Source organism: Arthrobacter sp. P1_C12_2, assembly GCF_056406415.1.
In genome coordinates, this window is record NZ_JBFUAF010000026.1 from 35,462 (window position 1) to 58,565 (window position 23,104).

General features: G+C 67.4%; 23 protein-coding genes. 13 read left to right on the top strand and 10 right to left on the bottom strand.

The genetic code is table 11. The annotated features are described in order from the left end of the window. Nucleotides 1-290: 290 nt before the first annotated feature. Nucleotides 291-425, top strand: coding sequence for a hypothetical protein (locus AC1DZQ_RS20740; protein WP_476965272.1), 135 nt, complete (start codon nt 291-293; stop codon nt 423-425). 124 nt (nt 426-549) lie between these two features. Here AC1DZQ_RS20740 and AC1DZQ_RS20745 read toward each other — a convergent pair whose 3' ends face one another. From AC1DZQ_RS20745 to AC1DZQ_RS20765, 5 genes are all read right to left on the bottom strand, one after another. After that, nucleotides 550-3,075, bottom strand: coding sequence for a hypothetical protein (locus AC1DZQ_RS20745; RefSeq protein WP_476965273.1), 2,526 nt, complete (start codon nt 3,073-3,075; stop codon nt 550-552). A 7-nt stretch (nt 3,076-3,082) separates the two neighbouring features. After that, nucleotides 3,083-3,886, bottom strand: a complete 804-nt coding sequence (locus AC1DZQ_RS20750; protein ID WP_476965274.1) for a peptidoglycan-binding protein — start codon at nt 3,884-3,886, stop codon at nt 3,083-3,085. 259 nt (nt 3,887-4,145) lie between these two features. Continuing rightward, nucleotides 4,146-6,362, bottom strand: coding sequence for a S9 family peptidase (locus AC1DZQ_RS20755; RefSeq protein WP_476965275.1), 2,217 nt, complete (start codon nt 6,360-6,362; stop codon nt 4,146-4,148). Nucleotides 6,363-6,389: 27 nt separating this feature from the next. Further along, a complete protein-coding gene (locus AC1DZQ_RS20760; RefSeq protein WP_476965276.1) occupies nt 6,390-7,421 on the bottom strand; it encodes an LCP family protein in 1,032 nt (343 codons plus the stop codon). Between the two features lie 162 nt (nt 7,422-7,583). Then, nucleotides 7,584-8,642, bottom strand: a complete 1,059-nt coding sequence (locus tag AC1DZQ_RS20765; protein ID WP_476965277.1) for an LCP family protein — start codon at nt 8,640-8,642, stop codon at nt 7,584-7,586. Between the two features lie 416 nt (nt 8,643-9,058). Here AC1DZQ_RS20765 and AC1DZQ_RS20770 point away from each other — a divergent pair, with 416 nt between their 5' ends. Then, nucleotides 9,059-9,388 (top strand): hypothetical protein, encoded by a 330-nt coding sequence (locus AC1DZQ_RS20770; protein ID WP_476953074.1) that lies wholly within the window; start codon nt 9,059-9,061, stop codon nt 9,386-9,388. Nucleotides 9,389-9,486: 98 nt separating this feature from the next. Here AC1DZQ_RS20770 and arfB read toward each other — a convergent pair whose 3' ends face one another. The 4 genes from arfB to AC1DZQ_RS20790 form a co-directional block, all read right to left on the bottom strand. Beyond that, nucleotides 9,487-9,909 carry an alternative ribosome rescue aminoacyl-tRNA hydrolase ArfB gene (arfB, locus tag AC1DZQ_RS20775; RefSeq protein WP_476965278.1) on the bottom strand — a complete coding sequence of 141 codons (423 nt, stop codon included), beginning with the start codon at nt 9,907-9,909 and terminating at the stop codon, nt 9,487-9,489. Between the two features lie 133 nt (nt 9,910-10,042). Beyond that, complete coding sequence (locus AC1DZQ_RS20780; RefSeq protein WP_476965279.1) at nt 10,043-11,389, bottom strand: permease prefix domain 1-containing protein; 1,347 nt, start codon at nt 11,387-11,389, stop codon at nt 10,043-10,045. Then, nucleotides 11,389-11,751 (bottom strand): PadR family transcriptional regulator, encoded by a 363-nt coding sequence (locus AC1DZQ_RS20785; RefSeq protein ID WP_476965280.1) that lies wholly within the window; start codon nt 11,749-11,751, stop codon nt 11,389-11,391. The genes AC1DZQ_RS20780 and AC1DZQ_RS20785 overlap by 1 nt, the downstream gene beginning before the upstream one ends. A 166-nt stretch (nt 11,752-11,917) precedes the next feature. After that, nucleotides 11,918-13,144, bottom strand: a complete 1,227-nt coding sequence (locus tag AC1DZQ_RS20790) for an FAD-dependent oxidoreductase (protein WP_476965281.1) — start codon at nt 13,142-13,144, stop codon at nt 11,918-11,920. A gap of 110 nt (nt 13,145-13,254) precedes the next feature. Between AC1DZQ_RS20790 and AC1DZQ_RS20795 the strand changes: the two genes are divergently transcribed. The 8 genes from AC1DZQ_RS20795 (at nt 13,255) to galU (ending at nt 19,735) form a co-directional block, all read left to right on the top strand. Next, nucleotides 13,255-13,722 (top strand): MarR family winged helix-turn-helix transcriptional regulator, encoded by a 468-nt coding sequence (locus AC1DZQ_RS20795; RefSeq protein ID WP_476965282.1) that lies wholly within the window; start codon nt 13,255-13,257, stop codon nt 13,720-13,722. 121 nt (nt 13,723-13,843) lie between these two features. Further along, on the top strand, nt 13,844-14,875 hold the full coding sequence (gene paaA, locus AC1DZQ_RS20800) for a 1,2-phenylacetyl-CoA epoxidase subunit PaaA (RefSeq protein ID WP_476965283.1): 1,032 nt from the start codon (nt 13,844-13,846) through the stop codon (nt 14,873-14,875). Further along, on the top strand, nt 14,872-15,174 hold the full coding sequence (gene paaB, locus AC1DZQ_RS20805; protein ID WP_028277739.1) for a 1,2-phenylacetyl-CoA epoxidase subunit PaaB: 303 nt from the start codon (nt 14,872-14,874) through the stop codon (nt 15,172-15,174). Before paaA ends, paaB begins: the two co-directional genes overlap by 4 nt. A gap of 20 nt (nt 15,175-15,194) precedes the next feature. Continuing rightward, nucleotides 15,195-16,091: a 1,2-phenylacetyl-CoA epoxidase subunit PaaC gene (gene paaC / locus AC1DZQ_RS20810; RefSeq protein ID WP_476965292.1), complete on the top strand. Its 897-nt coding sequence runs from the start codon at nt 15,195-15,197 to the stop codon at nt 16,089-16,091. Nucleotides 16,092-16,102: 11 nt separating this feature from the next. After that, nucleotides 16,103-16,687: a 1,2-phenylacetyl-CoA epoxidase subunit PaaD gene (gene paaD, locus AC1DZQ_RS20815; protein ID WP_476965293.1), complete on the top strand. Its 585-nt coding sequence runs from the start codon at nt 16,103-16,105 to the stop codon at nt 16,685-16,687. Nucleotides 16,688-16,702: 15 nt separating this feature from the next. After that, a complete protein-coding gene (paaE, locus tag AC1DZQ_RS20820; protein ID WP_476965284.1) occupies nt 16,703-17,929 on the top strand; it encodes a 1,2-phenylacetyl-CoA epoxidase subunit PaaE in 1,227 nt (408 codons plus the stop codon). A 39-nt stretch (nt 17,930-17,968) separates the two neighbouring features. Further along, a complete protein-coding gene (locus tag AC1DZQ_RS20825; protein WP_476965285.1) occupies nt 17,969-18,748 on the top strand; it encodes an enoyl-CoA hydratase/isomerase family protein in 780 nt (259 codons plus the stop codon). Between the two features lie 96 nt (nt 18,749-18,844). Then, on the top strand, nt 18,845-19,735 hold the full coding sequence (gene galU, locus AC1DZQ_RS20830; protein WP_476965286.1) for a UTP--glucose-1-phosphate uridylyltransferase GalU: 891 nt from the start codon (nt 18,845-18,847) through the stop codon (nt 19,733-19,735). Here galU and AC1DZQ_RS20835 read toward each other — a convergent pair. Beyond that, the gene (locus AC1DZQ_RS20835) at nt 19,732-20,196 is read right to left on the bottom strand and encodes an Lrp/AsnC family transcriptional regulator (RefSeq protein WP_476953092.1); all 465 of its coding nucleotides are present in this window, start codon (nt 20,194-20,196) and stop codon (nt 19,732-19,734) included. The genes galU and AC1DZQ_RS20835 overlap by 4 nt on opposite strands. A gap of 159 nt (nt 20,197-20,355) precedes the next feature. Between AC1DZQ_RS20835 and pdhA the strand changes: the two genes are divergently transcribed. The 3 genes from pdhA to AC1DZQ_RS20850 form a co-directional block, all read left to right on the top strand. Further along, a complete protein-coding gene (gene pdhA, locus AC1DZQ_RS20840; RefSeq protein WP_476965287.1) occupies nt 20,356-21,579 on the top strand; it encodes a pyruvate dehydrogenase (acetyl-transferring) E1 component subunit alpha in 1,224 nt (407 codons plus the stop codon). Next, nucleotides 21,576-22,688, top strand: a complete 1,113-nt coding sequence (locus AC1DZQ_RS20845) for an alpha-ketoacid dehydrogenase subunit beta (RefSeq protein ID WP_476965288.1) — start codon at nt 21,576-21,578, stop codon at nt 22,686-22,688. The genes pdhA and AC1DZQ_RS20845 overlap by 4 nt, the downstream gene beginning before the upstream one ends. A 2-nt stretch (nt 22,689-22,690) precedes the next feature. After that, the coding region (locus AC1DZQ_RS20850; protein WP_476965289.1) for a biotin/lipoyl-containing protein at nt 22,691-23,104 on the top strand (414 nt) is incomplete at its 3' end.

Genomic DNA, 23,104 nt, shown 5'->3' on the forward strand with positions numbered 1-23,104 from the left:
GGCCGGGCCCCCCGCAATGAACTGCTCCCCGAGAGTCAGAACTGACTCTCAGTCCAACTTTCGGGGAGCAGTTCACAAAGGGTCCGCCCTTACCCGTCGGGATCTTGCCCCAGGTGCGTGACGGCCTACCCCGCTCCGCACTGAGCAGAATAGGAGACGCCGCCCGGGGCAACGCCGGCGCGGGCGCACCCCCAACACCGGTGAACGCGCAGGAACTCCCGCTAGCGTGAAAGGACACCGCCGTCCGACACTCCAGGCAAGGAACCCCAGCTGTGGCCGATGAGATACGCATGACCGAGCAAGACACCGTCGCCCCCGGCGCCAGCCAGCTCGAGGACGTGCTGGAGCTGAGCCTGCTGACGGCAGGCCCGTCCGCCGGCACGGTCTACTTTCCCTTAGAAGACCACCGGCTCGACGAGCCGTAACCCCTGCAGCAACGGCTCGCCGGGAAATAGCGATCTGACGGAACGCCGATCTGACGCAGATGGCCGGAATGAAGTCCTCATTCCGGCCATCTGCGTCAATTCGGGTCCCGTTCGCGTCCCCGGCTTAGGGTGCCGGCGGCGCGGTGGATGCGGGCGCCGTGGAACCGCCCGACGCCGGTGCCGCGGGCTGCGTCGGTTGCTGCTCTGCCGGCACCGTGGCACCGGAGCCCGGAGCGGGACCGGACTGCGCAGGCTGCGCGGTCTGGGCCGGTGCCGGTTCTGCAGTCGTGCCGGCCGGAGTGGAGACCGACGTCGATGATCCACCGGTGGGTGGGCCCTGTTCCGGGACGCCCGGGGTCGGTGCCGCCGTGCTCCCCGATGTGGGTTGCGTGGTTGCGCCCGGCGTCGGGGCCGTACCGGCGGACCCGGCCGGGGTGGCGCTGGGATCGGCCTTGATGAGCGCCATGATCTGTTCCTTGTACGCGCTGAGCCGGCCCTGGATCTCCGAGAGCGGCTGGTTCTGCAGATCCTTGCCGTAGGCGGCGATCTCCTGCCATAGGGCGTTGAGCCTGGCCATGCCGTCGCTGCTCAGGGGCCCGTCGAGGGTGAGCACCAGCTGGCTTGCCAGGGCGTACGTCAGGCACCGGAGGCAGTTGTAGTTGGCCGCAGCCGAGAGGTTTTCCGGAACGATCACATCGGTCTGGCCCACAATCAGGACCACCTGGAAGCCCACCGCCACGGCGGCGCAGTCCGCGCAGCTGGCAAAGGCGTAGGCCTCATTCTTGGTGTCCACGGTGTCGCCGTCGTCCGCCCAGACCAGGGCGAAGGCGACGTCGTAAACCACGGAACCGTCAGTGGTGTTGACCGCGAGGGACTGGTTGCCGTCGTCCTCCGGAGCGGCCGGCTTGTCGAAGGGGAAGACCCAAGAAGGGGCAGCCGGCGCCGCCGCGGTGCCGGCCGTGGTGGCCGGGCCGGACTGCCGGGGCACCAGTACCATGCTCAGCTGCGGGTTCTCGCGTGTGGGCCTCCGGGCGCCCTCCGGCCACAGGGCAACGGTCGTTCCCGACTGGCCCTCGGCCAGCCGGCCCGCGGCGGGGGCCGGGAAGACGGCCGTGGTGGCGTCCGCCAGGGTGCCGCGCTCGTAGGGCTGGACCGGGCGGTACGTCTCAGCGCCGGGCCACCAGGCCCACGCGAGGCCGGCCGTAACGGCCGCGATCGCAACGATGGCGGTGGCGCGCTGCAGGGCCTTGCCGCGGGTCCTGCGCCACAGCCCGGTGGCCAGCTGGCGGACCAGGCGCAGCAGGATGTACAGGATGCCCAGCACCGGCAGTGCCAGGCAGGCGATCGCGATCACCCGCACGGCGGCGTCGGCGGCGTCCCCGGTGGCGATGCTGTGGGAGAGCATGGCCTGCTGCTTGAGGCCGTTGTCCCAGGCGGTGCCCAGGACGCGCGGCAGCGTCAGCACCATGGTGGCCATGCTGAAGAGCAACAGGGGGACCGTGACCAGCACCCAGATAGTGACCACGGCCCGCGCCCAGGGCTTCAGGAGCCTGGCTTCGGGATCTGTCTTCCGCCACGGCACCAGGGCCAGCAGGGTGGGTTTGATGCGCTGGAACAGGTCCGGGACACCGGTGGCGTCGGCCAGGATGTGGTAGCCGTCAAAACGGACCAGCGGCATCAGCTGCCGGACCATCTGCAGGATCTGGGTGACCACCACCAGCAGCAGCGCATCGAAGCCGGTGGCCCACCAGATGCCCATGATCGCGACGGCCACGATGGCGTTGAAGTACAGTCCGCCAAGGTCGGTGCGCAGCCGGCCGCCCCGCCCCAAGCGGTAGGAATCGGTGACGTCGGTGTAGAAGGCCGGCCACATCAGGTACAGGCCCGTCCCCATGGCGCCGGGGGTGGCTCCGCCGCGGCGGGCGGCGGCGGCGTGGCCGAACTCATGGAAACCGGCCGAGAGCACCGTGACCACCAGGATCAGCAGCACCAGGCCGGGATTGGCGAAGGCTTCATGGGTGGCCGATGCCAGTCCCTTGACCATCAGAACCCACCAGCACGTGGCCAGGAAGGCAGCGGTCACGGCCACCACGATCAAGGGGTTGAACAGCGTGGCGAACGGCGCCGTGATCTTGCGGGTGCGGTCCGGATCCGTCACCGAGTACCGGAACCGCATGCCCAGCAGCGGATTCGATTTCTTCACCGCGGGCTCGGAACCATCGGCCAGCCGCAGGAGGCCGAGGGGGAGGAGCTGGGAGGTGATCAGCGTGCGGACGTTCTCGGCACTGACGAGCCGTCCGAAGCTGTCGCTGGCGTGCCCGGCGATTTCCTCCAAGCCCCGCTGGCCGTCGATCGCCTCGAGCACCAAGTACAGCAGGCGGGTGAGCTGGATGGTCTGGCCGTCGGAGCGGCGCACCAGGGACGGGGCTTCCTTGTAACCGGACCCCTTCGCCTCGCCGATCAGCTGGACGCCGGCAGCCCGCACCGGAACCGGCTGCAGGTCGACCGCCACGGACGACGCCGGGCCGGCGGCAGCGCCGCGGGCACCGGCGCCGGAGTCGGTGCCGGAGTCGGACGATGTGGCGCCGCCGGTGGCAGGCGGGGCCGGAGGACCGTCCTGCCCGGACGGCCCTCCGTGCACAGTGCTCATCTAGGTGCTACTGCTTCAGGTCGGACTGTTGGTCAGCCGACGCCGTAGCGTCGCCGTGGATGTCCTGGTTGATGATGGCATCCTGCTGTGCGACGGCGAACGCGTTGCTGTCGATTGAGCCGATGTTGGCACCGACGGCAGCGTCGATCGGTGCGGCCACGTTGGCGTTCGCGGCCACCGCCCCGTTGATCGGTGCCGCGATGCCCGCGTTGGCGTCCAGGTTCACGTCGACGTTGAGCAGGTTGCCGCTGAGGGCACCCGCGGCGCCGGCGGTGGCACCCACGTCCGTCGGCAGCGCGCCGCCGAGGTCCGGGACCGTGCCATCCGGCAGAACGCCGCCGGCCGTGCCGGCAGGAACAGTGCCGGAAGGTACTCCGTCGGCAGGTACGCTGCCGGCAGGCACGGCGCCGCCGAGATCGGCCGTGGCAGCAGGGGTGGCGGCAGGCGCGGGGGTGGCACCCGCCGCGGTCCCGGCATCCGCGCCGGTGCCCTGCTCGATCACACTGTCCTGGGTGGAGTCAGCCGTGGCATCGCCCGTGACGCCCTGGTTGATAATGGTGCCCTGGTCGGCGAGAGCCTGGGACTCGGACCCGAAGGAGAGCACGTTTGCCGACGCGGCCGCGTCAATCGGGGCGGCCACGTTGGCGTTGGCCGCGATGCCGAGGTCGATCGGCGCCGCGGCGCTGATCCCCAGGTTCAGGTCGGCGTTCAGGTCCAGGACGGAGGCGACTTCCTTGTCCGGAAGAGCAGTGCCGCCCTGCGCCATCAGCTCATCATCAGTCAACGGGGTCATTCCCTGCTCAACGCTCATAACAAACTCCATCTCCGGCACCCTGTGCCCGGTCAAAGCCCTAAGACGCCCCGCCCCCAGCGGACGGGTTCCACGTCGAAGTGCCCATCATGCCAGTAAATAGTAAGCATGATGACCAAATGGGCGGTAGCGGGCTCCCAAATGATCCCGGATGATCCCGGAAAGCCCGCTGACCAGCCGGAAAACGCATCGATTGCTCCGTAAGTGCCTTAATGGAGGTCCAAAAAGGGCACTTGCAGAGCAATCGATGGGGTGGTTCTTACTTCAGTCCGGTTCCCGGCAGCAGTTCGGTGGCTCCGAGGGAGTCGGCGACGAACGCGTAGTCCCAGGCCCGTTCGCGCCACTGCACGTACCGGCCCGAGGCGCCGCCATGGCCGCCTTCCATCTCAATTTTCAGGACAACAGGTTCGCTTCCGGTGTTCACCTCGCGCAGCCGCTGCACCCATTTGGCCGGCTCCACGTAGAGGACGCGGGTGTCGTTGAAGCTGGTGACCGCGGCGATCTTCGGGTACGCCACGGCGCGGACGTTCTCGTATGGCGTGTACGACTTCATGTATGCGTACACGTCCGGGTCGGTGATCGGGTTGCCCCATTCCTCCCACTCCAGCGCCGAGAGGGGCAGTTCGGGGTCCAGGATGGTGGTCAGTGCGTCCACGAACGGGACGGCCGCAACAATCGCCGCATACTTTTCCGGCGCCAGGTTGGCGACCGCGCCCATCAGCAGGCCGCCGGCGGAGCCGCCCATCGCCGCGATCCGGTCCGGGTTCACCCAGCCGGAACCGGCGAGCCAGCCGGTGGCTGCAATGAAATCGGTGAACGTGTTTTTCTTGTGCAGCTTCTTGCCGTCGTCGTACCAGTGCCGGCCGAGCTCGCCGCCGCCGCGGATGTGTGCGATCACGAACACGATGCCCCGGTCCAGCAGGGACAGCCGGGGGATCCCGAAGCCCGGATCCATGCTCATTTCGTAGGAGCCGTAGCCGTACACCAGGCCGGCCGCCGTCGAATCCTGCCGGACGGAGGCGTGGCGTAGGACCGAGAGCGGAATGCGGGTCCCGTCGGACGCCACCGCCCATTCCCGGGTGGCGACGTAGTCCGACGGCGAGTAGCCGCCCAGCACCGGGCTCTCCTTGCGCAGCAGGAGTTCACCGGCGGGACGCTCCGGGGTGGGCAGCACGAAGTCGTAGACCCGTGACGGGGTGAAGTAGGAGGTATAGCCCATCCGGATCACGGGCGCCTCGTAGTCGGAGCCCGCAACGCCAGCCGTATACAGCTCCTCGTCGAATGCAGGTTCCACCGCGGCGCCCTGCTCCGGGGTGCCCAGTCCGGCCAGGGGCAGGACCTGGACCCGTTCGATTGTGTCCTTGCGCACGGAGACCACTGCGTGGCTCGACGTGACCCCGGCGCCGTTGACCCGGACCTGGTCGGAATGGGCGACGACAGTGTCCCAGTGCTGCTCGGCGAGCGGCTTCGCGAGCTCGGCCGGGTCGACCAGCGAGACCATGGAATTGATGGCGTCCTTGTTGTGCGTGAGCAGGATCCGCTCCTGGCCCCGGCCCGAGGCGTCCGCCAGCAGGAACGGCTCGGCCTCGTACAGGATGCGCTCGTCGCGGGAGATCACGGTGCGCAGTCCGCCGTCGAGGTCATCAAAGCGCAGCAGGCGGGTCTCGCTGAACTCGGAGCAGCCGATGCTGAGCACCAGGTACCGCCGGTCGGCCGAGAGCTCGAAGCCGAGCCACATGGCGACGTCGTCCTCCTGGTAGATGACCGTGTCCTCGCCGACGGGTGTGCCGAGCACGTGGGATTTGACCTGGTACGGCCGCCAGGAATCGTCCACCACGGTATAGAAGATCCGGCTGCCGTCGGGGGAGAAGGAGATGCCGTAGAAGACGTTCTCGATCACGTCCGGCAGCAGCTCGCCGGTGCGCAGGTCCTTGATGCGCAGTGTGAAGCGCTCGTCGCCGGCGTTATCCACGGCGTAGGCATAGAGGGTGCCGTCGATGGTCGTGGCAGCGCCGCCCACGGCGAAGAACGGCTTGCCCTCGGCCTCGAGGTTGCCATCGAGGAGGATCTCCTCACCGGGGATGACGACCCCGGCCTCTACCGCCGGGGGAGTCCAGTCCGCGACGCGGTCCCCGGTGTCCTGGCCGCGCACGCGGCAGTGGATGCCGTACTCCTTTCCCTCGACCGAGCGGGTGAAATACCACCAGCCGTCCTTGCGGTTCGGAACGGAAAGGTCAGTTTCCTGGGTGCGGCCTTTGATTTCCTGGAAGATGGCCTCGCGCAGCGGTTCCTGGTGCGCGGTCACGGACTCCTGGTAGGAGTTTTCCGCCTTGAGCAGGTCCACGACCTCTGCGGACTCCTTGTCCCGGAGCCACTCGTAGTTGTCCTCGAACGCGTCGCCGTGGTGGGTGCGCACCGACGGAACTTTCCTGGCGACGGGAGGCTGCGGGGACGGCTGGGCGGGAGTCTGGGTCATGGACCCAATCTACCGAAGAGCGGGGCCTCAATTGCCGTTCTGCAGATTGTTGGCCGCCACGTAGCGGGCGAGGGTCCCCCCGCGCAGCGCGGCAGAGACCGCGGCGGTCGCGGCAGGGTTCTGCAGGACAATCGACTGCCCGTCCCGACTGAACCCTGTGCCGGCGGTCGGCAGCGTGAAGAACACACCACGTCCCGGCGGTGTCTGCCGGAGGCTGAAGGCGAGGATTTCCAGCGACTTCAGGGTGAAGCTTGCGTCCAAGGTCACGTGCGGCAACACCGTCGTGATGAGTTTGCGGACGGTGCCGCGGTCCGCCAGGCTTCCTTCGGAAGCCAACTTGGCCATCATGGCCTTCAAGAAAGTCTGCTGGTTCCGGACCCGCTGGTAGTCGCCATCGGCAAAGGCATGCCGCTCGCGGACAAAGGCCAGGGCCTGCAGCCCGTTGAGGTGGTTCACGCCCGCACGAAAATGCACCTTGTCATCTGCGGTGGCGGTGAATGACTGTTTGATGTTCACGTCGACCCCGCCGAGCGCGTCTGTCATGGCCGCGAACCCTTGGAAATCCAGCATCACCGTGTGGTCGATGTGCGCACCCAGCAGCACCTCCACCGTCCGCGTCATCAGCGGCACCCCGCCCAGTTCCAGCGCGGCGTTCACTTTCGCGGATCCGTGGCCTGGGATGTCTACCCAAAGGTCGCGCATGATCGAGATGCCGTAGACGCTCTTCCTGTCCGCCGGGAGGTGGATCAGCACAAGGGCGTCCCCGCGCTGGTCGGAGGTGGTGCCGTTGGCCGCCGCCGCCCGCTCATTCACCCGGCTGTCGCTCCCGATCAGCAGGATGTTGAGGGCGACGGCGGGTGGTTCCGGCGTGGGCGTGGGGCTGGGCGTCGGCGTCGGCGTGGGACTGGCTGCCGTCGCAGGAGCGGCAGCCGGGGCGGCGGCCGGTGCCGTGGCTCCGGCCGAGCCGGGGCCCCCGGGCCGGGGCCCGGTGAGAACGTACGCCGCGACCGCGACGGCCACCGCGGCGGCGACCGCGAGCAGCACCCCCAGGAGCAGCATTGTCCGACGGCGACCGCCTGCGGCGGGCGAGGGAGGGGGCGGGGACGCCGCGGAAGCCGCTGCTGCTGGCTCCGGAGCGTTCCCCATAAGCGGACGCTACCACTGCGGCCGGCCGCGGACTATGGGTCCAAGGGCCTCTCTGGGTGCCTCACTTGGCGGGGCTCAGTTGCCGTTCTCGAACTTGTTCGCTGCGACGTACTCGCCCAGGGTGTCAGAGGCCATCGCCGCGGAAATGTCGTGGATGGCGTTCGGGTCGGCCAGCACGATCGACTGGCCGTCCGTGGACGTTCCGATGCCCCCGGTCGGCAGGGTGAACATGACGGTGTTCTGCGCCCGGATGTCCTTGAGCTCGAGCCCCAGCCCGGCCACCGCTCCCGAATCAAAGGTCTTGTCGACCGTGACGAACGGCGAAACGGCGCCCACCATATTGTTGATGGTGATCGGGTTGCTCAGCGTCTGGCCGGCGATCGACTTCTTGATGATGGCCCGCAGGAACTCCTGCTGGTTGCGGACCCGTTGGTAGTCGCCGTCGGCGTAGGCGTGGCGTTCGCGCACGAAGGCCAGGGCTTCGGTTCCGTTGAAGGTGTGCTGGCCCGGAGCGAAGGACTGGCCCGGCAGCGCGGTCGAGGTGAACGGCACCTTGATGTTCACGCTTACCCCGCCCAGCGCGTCGGTGAGGCCCTTGAAGCCCTCGAAGTCAATCATCGCCACGTGATCGATGCGCTGCTGGAAGGTCGACTCGATGGTCTGCACCATCAGCGGCGTACCGCCAAGGGCCAGCGCCGAGTTAATTTTCGCCTCGCCGTGCCCGGGGATGTCCACCCAGAGGTCGCGCATGATGGACATGGTGTAGATGTTTTTATGGTCCGCCGGGATGTGCATGAGCATCAGCGCGTCCGCGCGCTGGTTCGTGGGCGTTCCGCCCGCGGCATCAGCCTCGGTGGCGCCGCGGCTGTCACTGCCCATCACCAGAATGTTCATCGCGGCGTTTGTCTTCTGCGGACGCGTGGACTCCTCGGGGAAGGCCTGCTCAATCTTGCTCGTACCGGAGTCGAAGGTGCGTGCCAGGCTGAAGAGGTAGCCGCCAGCCACCACCGCTACGAGCGCCACCACTACGGCGACGGCGATCAGCACCTTGCGGCCTCGGCGTTTCTTCGCGGGCTGACGCTCTCGGAATTCCGCACCGCGGACGTCGTCTTGGCTGTCGAAGGGGTGTGTCATGTGTTCCTCTAAGTCGGCCGGACTTCGTGCCCGGAATCTGGCTGTCAGTACTCAGGCGGGCCACGCCGGAGTGCTGAGGGGCGCGCAACGCAGAGTGGACCGGCGCTGGCTCGTCTTGCATCCGGTGATGCATTTCCTCACGGCGGCGGTACAGAGCCACGGTATCGTTCTCCGTTGCGTCCTGGACCAGGGCCAAGAGCCGGATGGTCGCCGTGGGGCCTCCCTTACAATACACCGGGCCCGGCGATCAATACTTTGTGGCCAACAATCGGGAGATAGCGCGAGGTTTCGTGGATATGAAGCGCACTGTTGCCTGCGTCACATTCCCTGCCTAGGCTGGGGGCGGTCGCAGCGTCGCGGCCACAACGGTCGCAGCGTCGCGGCCACAGCAGTAAATGCACGAACAGGGGAATCGTATGAACCACAAACTCCGGGTTCTTGTCAGGCTCGACCTCGATTGCGGTCAGGCAGAAGTAGCAGCGCAGGGACATGTGACGGCGAGGAGCCTTCAGGCCCTGTATGTGGTGGTCAAGCGGGCAAACCACCTGAAAGAAGGACTCCACCTCGTGTTGGATGTCAGCCACGCTGTGGTGGAACCGGCGGCCCTCGAGCAGCTGAGGGAGTGCTCAGCCTCCCACCACCTGCCGGCGGCCATTGATCCGCTTCAGTCAGAATGCCAGCTCAGCATCGTTGCGCCGACGGAATATGCGCCGGCCCCGCGGGTTCGAAGGCTGGCTGCGGCCTAGAGTCAAGCCGCGCCGGCGACCGGAGTTCCCAACAGCCTCGCCGGCGTCGTGTGGGCGCTCCCGCGGGCCTACGGCTGAAAATTGTCGGCTGGACGGCGCTACTCGGCGGTCGGCCGCTGTCGTTGCCGTTTCGTCGCTGACCGCTGTTCCTTTGCGGCGAGGCGCCGACGGTTCGAGCCCCGGGTGGGTTTCGTCGGCCGGCGGCGAGCAGCGTCGGGGGCAAGCCCCTCGGCCACGAGGGCGGAGAGCTTGGCCAGGGCGATCTCGCGGTTGCGCAGCTGGGAGCGCCGCTCCGAAGCGGTCACGGTGATCACCCCGGCGATGAGTCGTTGTCCGAGACGCGTGAGGAGCATCAGCCGTTGGCCATCCGAAAGCGCCGCCGAGCCGGCGACGTTCCACGAGAGTTCGACGCGGCTGTCCGAGGTGTTGACGTGTTGACCGCCTGGCCCGGACGAACGCGAGAACCGCCAGCCGAGTTCCGACGCGGGAATCGTGAGCGCGGGCGACACCTCCAGATCCATGCAACTAGCCTTGCACGATATTGGCGTGAGATTCCGCTCGACGTCGACATCGTTGACTTCGGGGACCGGCGCTGACAGCGCGACAGCTGCAAGAAGGCCGTCTTAGTGGTGCTCGCTGAGTGGGGCGTGCTGACTAGACGAAGCCGAAAACGGGCGGGAAGACCACCACCACGACCGTGGCCCAGACGCCGTAAACGGGCAGGTAGCGGGTTTGCCAGCGCTCGACCGGACTAAACGGGAGTCGGCCGCGGAGGAATCCGACGGCCAGCCAGGCCGCGCGCAACAAGTGCACCAGCAGCAGCAGGTTCAGGCCGAGCGCCGCGATCTTGTTGGGGCTGTAGCCGAACTCGGCGATGCGGGCCAGCATCGCAGTCAGCATCACGGCATCCACCGCAAGGGCCGCAATGACAAGGGTCAGCTGCAGGGCATCGAACAGTCCGGGAGGGGCCAGCGGGTCGCGGGCGGAAATCGAAAAGAGCAGCAGGCAGAGGACGAGCACGAGGATTGCATCCATGAGGATGAGCAGGTTGCGGTCGATGTCGGCGAACCCGCCCGCGGTGGCCAGCACGGCCAGAAGGACCAGCAGCATGGCAACGGTCAGCGGCGTGAAGACGCGGGTGAGGACGGGAGCGATATTTTCCACCACCTGCTGCTTGGCCTCCACGAGCCAGGCCGCGACCACGAAAGCCCCGGGCACAGCGAACGGCAGGACCCAGTCTTCCAGGACCGGCTGGAAATCAGCGCCAATGATCCGGAGGGTCGCGAGCGTGAGGGCGATCAGGACTGCGCCGCCCAGCGCCAGCAGCGTGTAGTAGATCCCGAGTTCCCCGGTAAACCGGACGAAGTCCATGCGCCGCTTATCGGACCGCCACCTCCCGCCGGCGTAGGCCACTCCGGTCAGCAGCCACAGGATGACCGGGGCATGCAGGGCGGCGAGCATTGCGGTCGATCCGGCTGGGGCAAACGGGTAGAGGTTGAGCGCGAGCGCCAGGGCGGCATAGGGGACGATCAGTGCCGCGGCCACCGCCCCGGTGAAGCGCCGCTTCCACGCGAAGTACGCGGCCAGGAAGGGGAAGACGAGCAGGCCCAGGTTGCGCATCAGGGCGCCGCCGTCGTCGATCCACACAGAGCCGGCCTTGACCGCCACACCCGCCCCTACTGCGAGCGTGAGGACCACGGCCAGCTCCCGCCATGACGCGTTGGCGTCGTCGGGGCCGTCCGGTACCAGGACGAGTTGCTTCCACAGCCGGTCCGAGTGCTCGCGGGCAAATTCGCGTGAAACGGCGTCCAGGTTGCCCAGGCGCTTGATGGCGACGAGAAAGGCCTCCTCGTCGTCGAGGCCGGTCGCCTGCCGGTCGGCTATTTGCTCGCGCAGGTGGTCCTCCAGCTCGTCCACGTCGGAGGGAGAGATTGCTCGGTTCCGCTGAACGTATCCGCGCCACCGGTCAATCTGGGCCTCCAGCTCAGCGTGTGGCGTCATCACGCCCACCCCTCAGCCGGGGCCGCTGGCCCTTGAGCGGTCTGCCATACCTGCCGCAGCGCGTCTGCGACGACGGTCCACTGCTTCTGGCGGTCGGCGAGGGCGTCCCGGCCCGCCTGCGTGATGGTGTAGTGCTTGCGCCGGCGCCCGGCGTCGGACGTACCCCACGACGAGGACACGTAACCGAGCCGCTCAAGCCGGTGCAGCAGCGGGTAGAGCATCCCGTCGGTCCACTGCATGCCGCCACCCGAGAGCTCACTCACCCGCTTGAGGATTGCGTAGCCGTACAGATCGCCCTCCGCCAGGATGCCAAGCACAAGAGGCGTGGCCGAAGCCGCGACCAGGTCTTTATCAATGCGCACTGCGCCTCCTATACCTAGAGCTGAAGGGTATCAGGCCTAGTAGCTCTAGGTATAGAAGTCCTTCGCAATCCGTGATGAGGGGGCCTGCCCCGGGGCCAAATTGTCCCAACCGCCGTTGAGCACGGAACCGACCGTCGTCCCCGACCTACGCGAGACCCATGCCGAATCACTTGGAATGTGCGGCTGCTTCGCCATGCGAGGGGCCCCAGGGAACATGATGGGCGTAGACCCAGTCGAAGCTGTCGGCTGCGCCGCGTGAGAGCGAGCGGAAGACCACCCTGAGGGCCAGGTCCTGGAAGACCCGCTGGAACTGGCCCCTGATCTTCGGTGCCGCATTCCGGCGCCCCCATTCGACCACCGCTTCCGCCCTGCCGCGGCGCTCTGTTTCATAGCGTGCCAGGGCCGGGCCAATGCCTTCCGCCCGGGCGCCCAGGAGACCGCTGCCCAGCGTGACGGCATCCTCGATTGCCATGGAGGCCCCCTGGCCGGACGAGGGCGAGGCCGCGTGGGCGGCATCGCCGACCAGGACCATGCGGCCGCGGTGCCAGCTCGGAATGGTGGGGAAGTCATAGGTCATGTACGGCGTGATGATCCCGTCCGTGGCTTCAACAATCTGGGCCATCGGTGTGCGGTCCCCGGTTACTAGCCCCATCAACCAGCCCTTGAGCGCGGGAGCGTCCAGCTCGGCAGGATTGCCGGAGGACCGCTGCAGCGGGTTGGCAAACCACCAGATCCTGCCGCCCGGGTCGGGCATGTAGCAGTAGAAGCAGCGCTTGCCGAAGACCATCTTCATCCGGCCGGGATTCACGTCCAAGGCAGGACCGAGGCCGGCGGGAACGATCCCGCCGGTATTGAGCAGGGGGATGCTTCTGGGCTGCGGAGATGAAGGGTCAATGAGCGGTCGGACGGCGGAGCGCAGTCCGTCGGCGCCGACCAGGAGGTGGCCGGCAGCAGCGGTGCCGTCGTCGAAACGGGCGCTCACGCCGTCGGGCGATTCCTCAACCGCGCGCAGGCGCTTGCCGTACTCGATCCGGGCACCGCGCGCCAGCGCCTCGTTGCGGAGCAAGGTGTAGAGCTCCGAGCGGGTCATGGTGCGCGCGGTGGTTCCATCTGCCAGCGTGCCGCCGTAGTCGAAGTCAATGAGGTGCCTCCCGGTGCTGCCCAGATACATCGACATGCCCGGCGTGCTGAAGCCCAGGCGGCGGGCGCCGTCCTTCAGGCCAAGTGTTTCCAGGGCATCGAAGCCGTTGACGGCGAGAGTCAGGAAGCCGCCCACGCCGTCGGACGGTTCGGGGTAGGCCTCGTAGACCGTGGCCGCATGACCCGCTTTCTGCAGGGCCAGGGCGGTGGAGAGCCCGGAGATCCCGGAACCTATGACCAGGCAGTTCAACATGACGGCGTCCTCTCAAGAATTTATTTCGTTCGGATAAAAGAAATATAATTCCGAGGATGCGGCCGGTCAATCCCTTCGGTCAAACGAAATAGTTTTGCTAGCCTCAGAGCATGGAAAGCGAGCAGCGAGAAGCCCTGTTGGCCGCGGTGTACGAGTCGGGCCGGGAGTTGTCGACGGCGGCTGTCATGTTTCACACGGCGCTGTCCGAATTGCGCGGGCTCTCCGCGACGGAAGGCAAGGCGATCGACATCCTCATGCGTTTCGGGCCCATGACGGCCGGTGAGTTCGGTGAGCATTCCGGTCTCGCGCCCGCGTCGGTGACCGGCTTGATGCAGCGACTGGAGAGCAAGGGCATCGCGCGCCGGGTCCCGCACAAAGACGACAGGCGCAAGGTCCTGATCGAGCTCGTGGGCGACCAGGCAGCTGCCGCCGCGCCCTACTTTGCGGACTTCCTGGACGGGCTGGCGGCACTCCTTGAGGGTTACAGCGACGAACAGCTGCGCACGATTGCCGACTTTTCCACACGGGCCGCCCTAATCCAGCAGGAGGCCGCAGGCCGGCTGGCCACATCGCCGTAGGCGAGATCCCCTGCGCTGGACTTGGTTGCACGGGATTCCCGTCCTTGACGCATCTCCAGCCTTCCGCATATCCTGAACGAACGGTCGGTAATTATTTATCGGAAATTCATTAGGAGCAACCATGGCATCGCAGACCCTGCAGTCAGTGCCCGCCGAGCCATCGCCGGCACGGCATGAACCGAGCCCCGAGGACGCGGCCCGGCTCGACGCCGAGGGCCAGGCCTACTTCGAGAAGGTCATGGCGGAAGATTCCCGCATCGAGCCGCGTGACTGGATGCCCCCGGCCTACCGCAAAACGCTCCTGCGCCAGATCTCGCAGCACGCCCACTCGGAGATCATTGGCATGCAGCCGGAGGCCAACTGGATCTCCCGCGCCCCGAGCCTGAAGCGCAAGGCCATCCTCATAGCCAAGGTCCAGGACGAGGCCGGCCACGGACTCTATCTGTACTCCGCCGCCGAAACCCTCGGCCAGCCGCGCGATCAGATGATGCAGGACCTGATGGACGGCAAGGCCAAGTACTCCTCCATCTTCAACTACCCCGCCCGCACCTGGGCCGACATGGGTGCCATCGGCTGGATGGTCGACGGCGCCGCGATCGCCAACCAGGTGCCGCTCTGCCGCGCCTCCTTCGGCCCCTACGGCCGGGCCATGGTCCGGGTCTGCAAGGAAGAGTCCTTCCACCAGCGCCAGGGCTTCGAGATCCTGCTGGAACTCTCGCACGGCACCCCCGAACAGAAGCAGATGGCCCAGGACGCGGTGAACCGCTGGTACGCCCCGGCGCTGATGATGTTTGGCCCGCCGGATGACGACTCGCCCAACTCCAAGCAGTCCATGGCGTGGAACATCAAGCGATTCAGCAATGACGAGCTCCGCAACCGGTTTGTCGGCATGATGATGGAGCAGGTCAAGGTCCTGGGCCTGACGCTCCCGGACAAGGACATCCGGTTCAACGAGGAAACCAAGAAGTGGGAGCACGGGCCGCTGGACTGGGCCGAGTTCCATGAAGTCCTGGCCGGCCGCGGCCCCTGCAACGCCCAGCGCCTGGAACGGCGCCGCGAGGCACACCAGAACGGCGCGTGGGTGCGCGAAGCCGCGGCGGCTTATGCCGACAAACAGCGCCGCAAGCAAGCAGAAAAGGTATCCGCAGCATGACAACCGAACCGCAAGCAGGAAACGTCTGGCCCATCTGGGAAGTATTCGTCCGCTCCAGCCGCGGCCTGTCCCACGTCCATGCTGGCTCGCTGCACGCACCCGACGCGGCCATGGCCCTGCGCAACGCCCGGGACCTCTACACCCGCCGCAACGAAGGGGTGTCCATCTGGGTGGTCCCGGCCGAGGCCATCGCCTCCAGCGACCCCGATTCCAAGGGTTCCTTCTTTGAATCCCCGCAGGGCAAGGACTACCGGCATGCCACGTATTACACCAAGAGTGAGGGCGTGAAGCACCTGTGAGCACCTCTCCTGAAACAGACATGCACGACGGCGGCCACGGCGACATCTCCGTCGGCGTATCCGGTGCCGGCGCCAGCGGTGACGGCACCGCCAGCGCCACCCGCATCACCCCCGGCAACGCGCTCCGCCCGGAAGACATCGCGCTGTCCGTCAGCCGCGGCTCCGCGAAGCCGAGCGAAGACGCTGCCGAGTTCGCCCTGCGCCTGGGCGACGACGCCCTGATCCTGGCCCAGCGCCTGGGCCACTGGATCTCCCGCGCGCCGGAGCTCGAAGAGGACGTCGCCCTCGGCAACATCGCCCTGGACGAACTCGGCCATGCCCGGTCCTTCCTCAGCTACGCCGGCGGACTGGACGGGCGCAGCGAAGACGATCTCGCCTACTTCCGCCGCGAGCACGAGTTCCGCTCCGCGGCGCTCTTCGAGCAGCCGAACGGGGACTTCGCCGTCACCATTGCCCGGCAGTTCGTGGTCAGCTACTACCAGTTCGAGCTCTACCGCCGGCTGACGTCCTCCACCGACTCCACCCTGGCCGGCATCGCCGCCAAGGCGGTCAAGGAAGTGGACTACCACCGGGACCACAGCGCCCAGTGGGTGCTGCGCCTGGCCCTCGGCACGGACGAATCGCGCCGGCGCATGATCCACGCGTTCAAAGTCATCTGGCCCTTCGTCGATGAGCTGTTCCGCGACGACGAGCTCACCGGACGCCTCAGCGAGGCCGGCGCCGCGCCCCAGCCTTCGAGCCTGCGCGAGGACTTCGACCGGCTCACCGGCGAGGTCCTGGCCGAAGCGGAGCTCGAGGTCCCCAACGTCCAGCCAACACCGGGCGGGGGCCGCCGCGGCCTGCACTCCGAACACCTCGGCTACATCCTCGCCGAGATGCAGGTGCTCGCCCGCGAGTACCCCGGAGCCAGCTGGTAGGCACCATGGAAATGTTTGTCTCCGATCCGGAAACCGCAGAGCGCCGCAACGCCGCCAAGGGCAACACCGCCCAGGAGAAGGCCTGGGCGGTCGCTGCCACAGTGTGCGACCCCGAAATCCCGGTCCTCACCATCGCGGACCTCGGCATCCTGCGCGATGTCCAGGTTTCGAAGGAACCAAGCACCGACGACGGCGGGATGGTTCCCGCCGTCCAGGTCACCATCACCCCGACGTACTCCGGCTGCCCCGCCATGGACGCCATCCGGGATGACCTCACCGCGGCTTTCCACCGCGCCGGGTACCCGAGCGTCAGCGTTGAAATGGTTCTCTCCCCGGCCTGGACCACCGACTGGATGAGCGCGGACGGCAAGGCCAAGCTGGAGCAGTACGGGATCGCCCCGCCGTCCGGCCGGACAGCTGTTGATGGAAAAGCAGTCCGGCACGCCGGCCCGGTCCGGCTCGCGCTCGCCGTCAAGTGTCCCCAGTGCTCATCGCTCAACACCAAAGAACTCACCCGCTTCGGTTCCACATCCTGCAAGGCCCTCTACGTGTGCCAGGACTGCAAGGAACCGTTCGACTACTTCAAAGTCTTGTAAGGAACAGGTGCCTCCATGAAGGTTGTCCGCCAGACCGCCGCGGAGTCGGCCGCAGCCACCGGCCGCCGTCGTGCGTCCTTCCACACCCTGACGGTGGACGAGGTCCGCCGGCTCACCGACGACGCCATCGAGGTGACGTTCGGGGTCCCGGCCGAGCTCGCCGGACAGTTCGACTACCTGCCGGGCCAGTACGTCGCGCTGCGCACCACCCTGCCCGACGCCGACGGCCAGCCGCACGAGATCCGCCGCAGCTACTCGATCTGCGCCGAACCGCGCAGTTTCGCGGACGGCAGCAGCGAAATCCGCGTGGCCATCAAGAAAGACCTCGGGGGCCTGTTCTCCACGTGGGCCAATGCCGAACTCAAGGCCGGCGACGTCCTGGACGTCATGAGCCCCATGGGCGCCTTCGTCTCCAAGCACGGCCGCGACGGCAAGTCCGTGGAACAGAACGTCATGAACTCCATGAACCATCCGGAAGAGCTCGCGGGGGAGCCCGGCTCGTTCGTGGCGATCGCCGCCGGATCCGGCATCACTCCCGTGATCGCCATCGCCCGCACCCTGTTGGCGGCCCACCCGGAGACCCGCTTTGACCTCATCTACGCCAACAAGGCCGCCATGGACGTGATGTTCCTGGAAGAACTCGCGGACCTGAAGGACAAATACCCGGCCCGGCTGGCGCTGCACCACGTGCTCTCGCGTGAACAGCGGATCGCGCCGCTGCTCAGCGGCAGGATCGACGCCGAGAAGCTGCAGGCGCTGCTGGGCACCGCGATCCACGCCGACGACGTCGACGAATGGTTCCTCTGCGGTCCGTTCGAACTCGTCCAACTGTGCCGGGACACCCTCGCCGCGCGCGGCGTCGCCCCCGAACACGTCCGCTTCGAACTGTTCACCTCCGGCAAGCCGGACCGTCCCGAGGGCAACATTGGCCGGCCAGTAGTCGCCGACGAATCCAAGGAAACCTACAAGATCACGTTCAAGCTGGACGGGCTGCAGGGCGAAGTGGCCAGCCCCACCCACGCCCGCGAATCCATCCTCAACGCCGCCCTCCGGGTCCGCCCCGATGTGCCGTTCGCCTGCGCCGGCGGCGTCTGCGGCACCTGCCGGGCCAAGGTGGTCAGCGGCACCGTCACCATGGACGAGAACTACGCCCTGGAACAGGACGAGCTCGACAAGGGCTACGTCCTGACCTGCCAGTCCCACCCCACCACGCCGGAAGTCACGGTCGACTTCGACGTCTAGGCCTTTTCGACACCCGCCTTTTCGAATCCAAGGAGCCCCATGATTTCCCTCTCCATCGCCGACGGCGTCGCCGAGGTCGTCCTCGACGCCCCGCACAAGCTGAACTCCCTCGACGAGCAGGCACTCGCGGATTTGTCCCGGGCATACGACGACGCCGCTGACGCCGCCGCACGCGGCGAAGTCCGGGCGCTGCTGCTCCGCGGCGAGGGCCGGGCCTTCTGCGCCGGCCGTGACATTGCCGGTGTGACCCCGGAGAGCGATGACGCGCAGGCCTACCTGGGCGGGCTCGTCCAGCCGCTGCTGAAGAAAATGAGCGCCTTCCCCGCGCCCACGTTCGCCGCGGCCCAGGGCGCCTGCCTGGGCGTGGGGCTGGGCCTGCTGCTGGCCACGGATGTGGTCTACGTGGCGGAGAATGCCAAGTTCGGCTCACCGTTCGCCAAGCTCGGCGCCACCCTCGATTCCGGCGGGCACTGGTATTTCACCGAGCGCCTCGGCATGCACCGGACCCTGGACCTGATCTACACCGCCGAGCTCATGAGCGGCGCCGACGCCGTGGCACAGGGCCTGTTCAGCCGGGCCATGCCCGCGGCGGAACTGCTGGAGAACACCCGCGCCATCGTGGCCAACGTTGCCACCGGCGCCACGGGTGCGTTCCGGGCCAGCAAGGAGCTCGTGGCGCACATCCGGGACCAGCGGCTGGGGCTGTGGGAGGCCATGGAAGAGGAAAACGCAGAACAGGCACGGCTGTGCAAGAGCGAGGACTACGCCGAGGGTTTCCGCGCCTTCCAGGAGAAGCGCACCCCGGTTTTCAAGGGCTGACGGCCGGCCCGGCGGGTTCCGAGGAACGCATTTCCCGGGTACTCGTCTTTGCATCGAAGCATTCTCATTTCCGTAACCCGCTTGTAAAGTTCGGTTATGAGTCTGGGGAGATCTGTAACTAAAGCTGTCATACCCGCGGCGGGCCTGGGAACGCGCTTCCTGCCGGCCACTAAGGCAATGCCCAAGGAAATGCTGCCGGTGGTCGACCAGCCGGCCATCCAATACGTTGTGGAAGAAGCCGTCCGGGCCGGGCTGACCGATCTGCTGATGGTTACCGGGCGCCAGAAGCGGGCGCTGGAGGACCACTTCGACCGCGAACCCGCGCTGGAGCACGCCCTCGAACTCAAGGGTGATTTCGACAAGCTGGAGGCCGTCCGCCACGCCTCCCGCCTGGGCCCGCTGCACTACGTGCGCCAGGGCGACCCGAAAGGGCTGGGCCATGCAGTCCTCTGCGCCCGCCAGCACGTCGGCTACGAACCGTTCGCCGTCCTGCTCGGCGATGACCTGATCGACGAACGCGACGAACTGCTCACCGCCATGATGGACGTCCAGGCCCGGACCGGCGGCTCCGTCGTGGCCCTGATCGAGGTGGATCCGGCGGAAATCAGTGCCTACGGCTGCGCCGACGTTTCCGCGCTGCCGGGCCAGGACTATGTGCGGGTCAACGGGCTCGTGGAGAAACCCGCCGTCGCCGATGCCCCGTCCAACCTGGCCGTGATCGGCCGGTACGTCCTGCATCCGGAGATTTTCGATGTCCTGGAGGACACCCCGCCCGGCCGCGGCGGCGAAATCCAGCTCACCGACGCGCTGCAGACCCTTGCCGTGTCCGACGGCGAGGGCGGAGGCGTCCACGGGGTGGTCTTCCGGGGCCGCCGCTACGACACCGGAGACAAACTGAGCTACCTCAAGGCGGTCATCTCGATCGCCGCCGACCGGGTGGAGTTCGGCGAAGAGCTCCGGGCCTGGATGAAAGCGTTCGTCAGCTAACGGGTGTCCAGGTCCTCGAACACCAGGAACGTCTGGGTGTCCAGGACCCCAGGCATGGACTGCAGCTGGTCGAAGATCACCCGGCGAAGGTCAATGTTGTCCACGGCGCGCACCAGCAGGATGACGTCGAAGTCCCCGCCCACCAGCGCGATGTGATGGACCTCGGGGATGGCACGCAGGAGTTCGCGCAGCTCCCGCCAGGAGTGCTGGCGCACCTTCAGCGTGACGTAGGCGGAAGACTTCAGGCCGGCCTTGATGGGATCCACCAGGGCGGTGAACTTGGTCAGGACGCCTTCGCCGGTGAGCCGGGCGATCCGGGTGTAGGCGTGGGCGCGGGAAATGTGGACGTTCTCGGCCACCTGGGTCACCGACATCCGGCCGTCCCGGGTCAGCTCCGCAATGATGTTCCGGTCCACATCGTCCAGCGGCACCGCCACCTGCTCGGTTTCTAGCTCTGCCATTCGTCTACAACCCCCGCCGGTAATCCAGCTCACACTTACGATTTGTCTTCAAGAGTAGGGCAAATTTGTGGACATCTCCACGATTTCAGGCGGAGGTGGATACGAAACATCGACTGGCGGCATACTTGGAATGAATAGTGGCTACAGAAGGACGGACCAATGACGATCTCCGCAGACCACGGTGCGCAGCCAGCTGCGCAGCAGGCCGCGCAACAAGATCCAGCCGGTGATGCCGTGAGCAAGTTCGGCATCAGCGTTGAGGACTACATGCTCCCCGCCCGCCACCAGATCCAGATGGTGGGCCCGGACGGCACCCTGAATCCCCACACGGAGCAGGGCACCCAGCCGGGACACGAGTACAGCCTGCCCAGCGAAGCCGAACTGCTGGCCGCCTACGAGCAGCTCGTCGTCGGCCGCCGGGTCAATGACCAGAACTCCGCGCTGGTGCGGCAGGGCCGGATGGCCGTCTACCCCTCCAGCCACGGCCAGGAGGCGTGCCAGGTTGCCGCCGCACTGTGCCTTGCCGAGGGCGACTGGCTGTTCCCCACCTACCGCGACTCCGTGGCCGTCATGGCCCGCGGCGTGGATCCCGTCCAGACGATGACGCTCTTCCGCGGCGACTGGCACGGCGGCTACGACCCCGCCAAGAACAAGGTCGGCATCCAGTGCACCCCGCTGACCACCCAGCTGCTGCACGGCGTCGGCGTGGCCCACGCCGCCAAGCTGCGCGGCGAGGACACCGTGGTCCTGGCCATGTGCGGCGACGGCGCCACGAGCGAAGGCGACTTCCACGAGGCCCTGAACTTCGCCGCCGTCTTCCACCTGCCCGTGGTCTTCTTCGTCCAGAACAACCAGTACGCGATCTCCGTGCCGCTCGCGCACCAGTCCGTTGCGCCCTCGCTTGCCCACAAGGCAGTGGGCTACGGCATGGCCGGCGAACGCGTGGACGGCAACGACATCGTGGCCCTGCTCGCCGTCCTCGGCCGGGCCGTCAAGCTCGCCCGGGAAGGTTCCGGCCCGCTGCTCGTGGAGGCACACACCTACCGGATGCAGGCGCACACCAACGCCGACGACGCCACCCGCTATCGGCAGGACAGCGAAGTCGCCGAATGGGTGGCCAAGGACCCGCTGAGCCGGATGCAGACCTACCTGACGGACCGCGGCCTGCTGGACGATGACCGCGCCGCCAGGATCACCGAAAAGGCAGAGGCGGTTGCCACGCAGCTGCGCGAAGGCCTCAGCGAAGAGGTCCCGGTGGAACCGCAGGACCTCTTCAAGTACGTCTTCTCCACCCCCACACCACAGCTGAAGGAACAGTCCGCCATGCTCGCCGACGAACTGGCCCGCGACGCCGCATCCACCGCAACGGAGGCCGGGAAATGAGCCCCACCATCACCACGTCCTCCGAGGCGAACGGCAACGTCAGCGCCGCCACGGCGCGCGCCGCCGCGAAGGCTGCTGTTGAGGCCGAAAAGACCGGGCCGCAGACCATCACCCTGGCCAAGGCCCTGAACACCGCGATGGCCGACGCCATGCACGCGGACCCCTCGGTCCTGGTCTTCGGCGAGGACGTCGGCATGCTCGGCGGCGTCTTCCGCATCACGGACGGGCTCACCAAGACCTTCGGCAAGAGCCGCTGCTTCGACACTCCGCTGGCCGAATCCGGGATCGTCGGCATGGCCGTCGGCATGGCGATGAACGGCATGCGCCCGGTCATCGAGATGCAGTTCGACGCGTTCGCCTACCCGGCCTTCGAACAGATCGTCAGCCACGTCGCCAAGATGCACAACCGCACCAAGGGTGCCGTGAAGCTGCCCATGGTCATCCGCGTTCCGTACGCCGGCGGCATCGGGGGAGTGGAGCACCACTGTGACTCCTCCGAGGCCTATTACGCGCACACCGCCGGCCTGAAGGTCTTCACCCCGGCCACCGTGGCCGACGGCTACCGGATGCTCCGCGAAGCCATCGACTCCGACGACCCCGTCATGTTCATGGAGCCCAAGAAGCTGTACTGGTCCAAGGACCAAGTGGACCTGGACGCGTTGCGCGCCGAGCACGCCACGAACGCCGAGCGCGGCACCTCCTCCGAAGGCCGGGCCGCCGTCGCCCGCCCCGGCACCGACGCCACGCTGATCGCCTACGGTCCGTCCGTCCCGACGGCGCTGGCCGCCGCGGCCGCCGCCGCCGAGGAAGGCCGCTCGCTCGAAGTGATCGACGTCCGCTCGATCGTGCCGTTCGACGACGAGACCGTCTGCGCCTCGGTCCGCAAGACCGGCCGCGCCGTGGTCATCGCCGAGGCCCACGGCTTCGCGTCTGTGGCCTCGGAAATCGTCGCCCGGGTCCAGGAACGCTGCTTCCACCACCTGGCCGCACCGATCCGCCGCGTCACCGGCTTCGACGTGCCCTACCCGGCGCCGAAGCTCGAGCACTACTACCTGCCCGGCGTGGACCGCATCCTCGACGCCGTTGACGACCTCCAGTGGGAAGACTGACCATGAGCGAACCGAAAGTATTCCTCCTGCCGGACCTGGGCGAAGGCCTCACCGAAGCCGAGCTCGTGAACTGGCTCGTGGCCGTGGGCGACGAGATCCGCGTGGACCAGCCGATCGCCGAGGTCGAGACCGCCAAGTCCATGGTGGAGGTGCCCTCGCCATACGCCGGCACCGTGGCCGTGCTGCACGGTGAGCCCGGCCAGACGCTCGACGTCGGCAAGCCGCTGATCTCGGTGATGCCGGTTGGCGCTTCCGTGTCCGTTGGCGCTTCCGGTGGCGCCGCCACAGGCGATGCCGCCCCCGGTGGGGCCGGCGCGGATGATGCCGCCCCCGCCCCTTCGCCGGACAGCATTCGTCCTGCGGACGATGCTGCCGGCTCCGACAGGCCCGATGCCACTCCCGGGGCGGCATCATCC

Excerpts from the sequence above, each read along its gene's own strand:
- paaE (WP_476965284.1), top strand. The coding sequence starts at position 16,703 with ATGAAGGTTGTCCGCCAGACCGCCGCGGAGTCGGCCGCAGCCACCGGC.
- AC1DZQ_RS20845 (WP_476965288.1), top strand. The coding sequence starts at position 21,576 with ATGAGCCCCACCATCACCACGTCCTCCGAGGCGAACGGCAACGTCAGC.
- paaC (WP_476965292.1), top strand. The coding sequence starts at position 15,195 with ATGCACGACGGCGGCCACGGCGACATCTCCGTCGGCGTATCCGGTGCC.
- AC1DZQ_RS20755 (WP_476965275.1), bottom strand. The coding sequence starts at position 6,362 with ATGACCCAGACTCCCGCCCAGCCGTCCCCGCAGCCTCCCGTCGCCAGG.
- AC1DZQ_RS20765 (WP_476965277.1), bottom strand. The coding sequence starts at position 8,642 with ATGACACACCCCTTCGACAGCCAAGACGACGTCCGCGGTGCGGAATTC.
- pdhA (WP_476965287.1), top strand. The coding sequence starts at position 20,356 with ATGACGATCTCCGCAGACCACGGTGCGCAGCCAGCTGCGCAGCAGGCC.
- AC1DZQ_RS20790 (WP_476965281.1), bottom strand. The coding sequence starts at position 13,144 with ATGTTGAACTGCCTGGTCATAGGTTCCGGGATCTCCGGGCTCTCCACC.
- AC1DZQ_RS20740 (WP_476965272.1), top strand. The coding sequence starts at position 291 with ATGACCGAGCAAGACACCGTCGCCCCCGGCGCCAGCCAGCTCGAGGAC.
- AC1DZQ_RS20760 (WP_476965276.1), bottom strand. The coding sequence starts at position 7,421 with ATGCTGCTCCTGGGGGTGCTGCTCGCGGTCGCCGCCGCGGTGGCCGTC.
- AC1DZQ_RS20795 (WP_476965282.1), top strand. The coding sequence starts at position 13,255 with ATGGAAAGCGAGCAGCGAGAAGCCCTGTTGGCCGCGGTGTACGAGTCG.
- galU (WP_476965286.1), top strand. The coding sequence starts at position 18,845 with ATGAGTCTGGGGAGATCTGTAACTAAAGCTGTCATACCCGCGGCGGGC.
- AC1DZQ_RS20745 (WP_476965273.1), bottom strand. The coding sequence starts at position 3,075 with ATGAGCACTGTGCACGGAGGGCCGTCCGGGCAGGACGGTCCTCCGGCC.
- AC1DZQ_RS20835 (WP_476953092.1), bottom strand. The coding sequence starts at position 20,196 with ATGGCAGAGCTAGAAACCGAGCAGGTGGCGGTGCCGCTGGACGATGTG.
- AC1DZQ_RS20770 (WP_476953074.1), top strand. The coding sequence starts at position 9,059 with ATGAACCACAAACTCCGGGTTCTTGTCAGGCTCGACCTCGATTGCGGT.
- AC1DZQ_RS20750 (WP_476965274.1), bottom strand. The coding sequence starts at position 3,886 with ATGAGCGTTGAGCAGGGAATGACCCCGTTGACTGATGATGAGCTGATG.
- paaB (WP_028277739.1), top strand. The coding sequence starts at position 14,872 with ATGACAACCGAACCGCAAGCAGGAAACGTCTGGCCCATCTGGGAAGTA.
- paaA (WP_476965283.1), top strand. The coding sequence starts at position 13,844 with ATGGCATCGCAGACCCTGCAGTCAGTGCCCGCCGAGCCATCGCCGGCA.
- AC1DZQ_RS20825 (WP_476965285.1), top strand. The coding sequence starts at position 17,969 with ATGATTTCCCTCTCCATCGCCGACGGCGTCGCCGAGGTCGTCCTCGAC.
- arfB (WP_476965278.1), bottom strand. The coding sequence starts at position 9,909 with ATGGATCTGGAGGTGTCGCCCGCGCTCACGATTCCCGCGTCGGAACTC.
- AC1DZQ_RS20780 (WP_476965279.1), bottom strand. The coding sequence starts at position 11,389 with ATGACGCCACACGCTGAGCTGGAGGCCCAGATTGACCGGTGGCGCGGA.
- paaD (WP_476965293.1), top strand. The coding sequence starts at position 16,103 with ATGTTTGTCTCCGATCCGGAAACCGCAGAGCGCCGCAACGCCGCCAAG.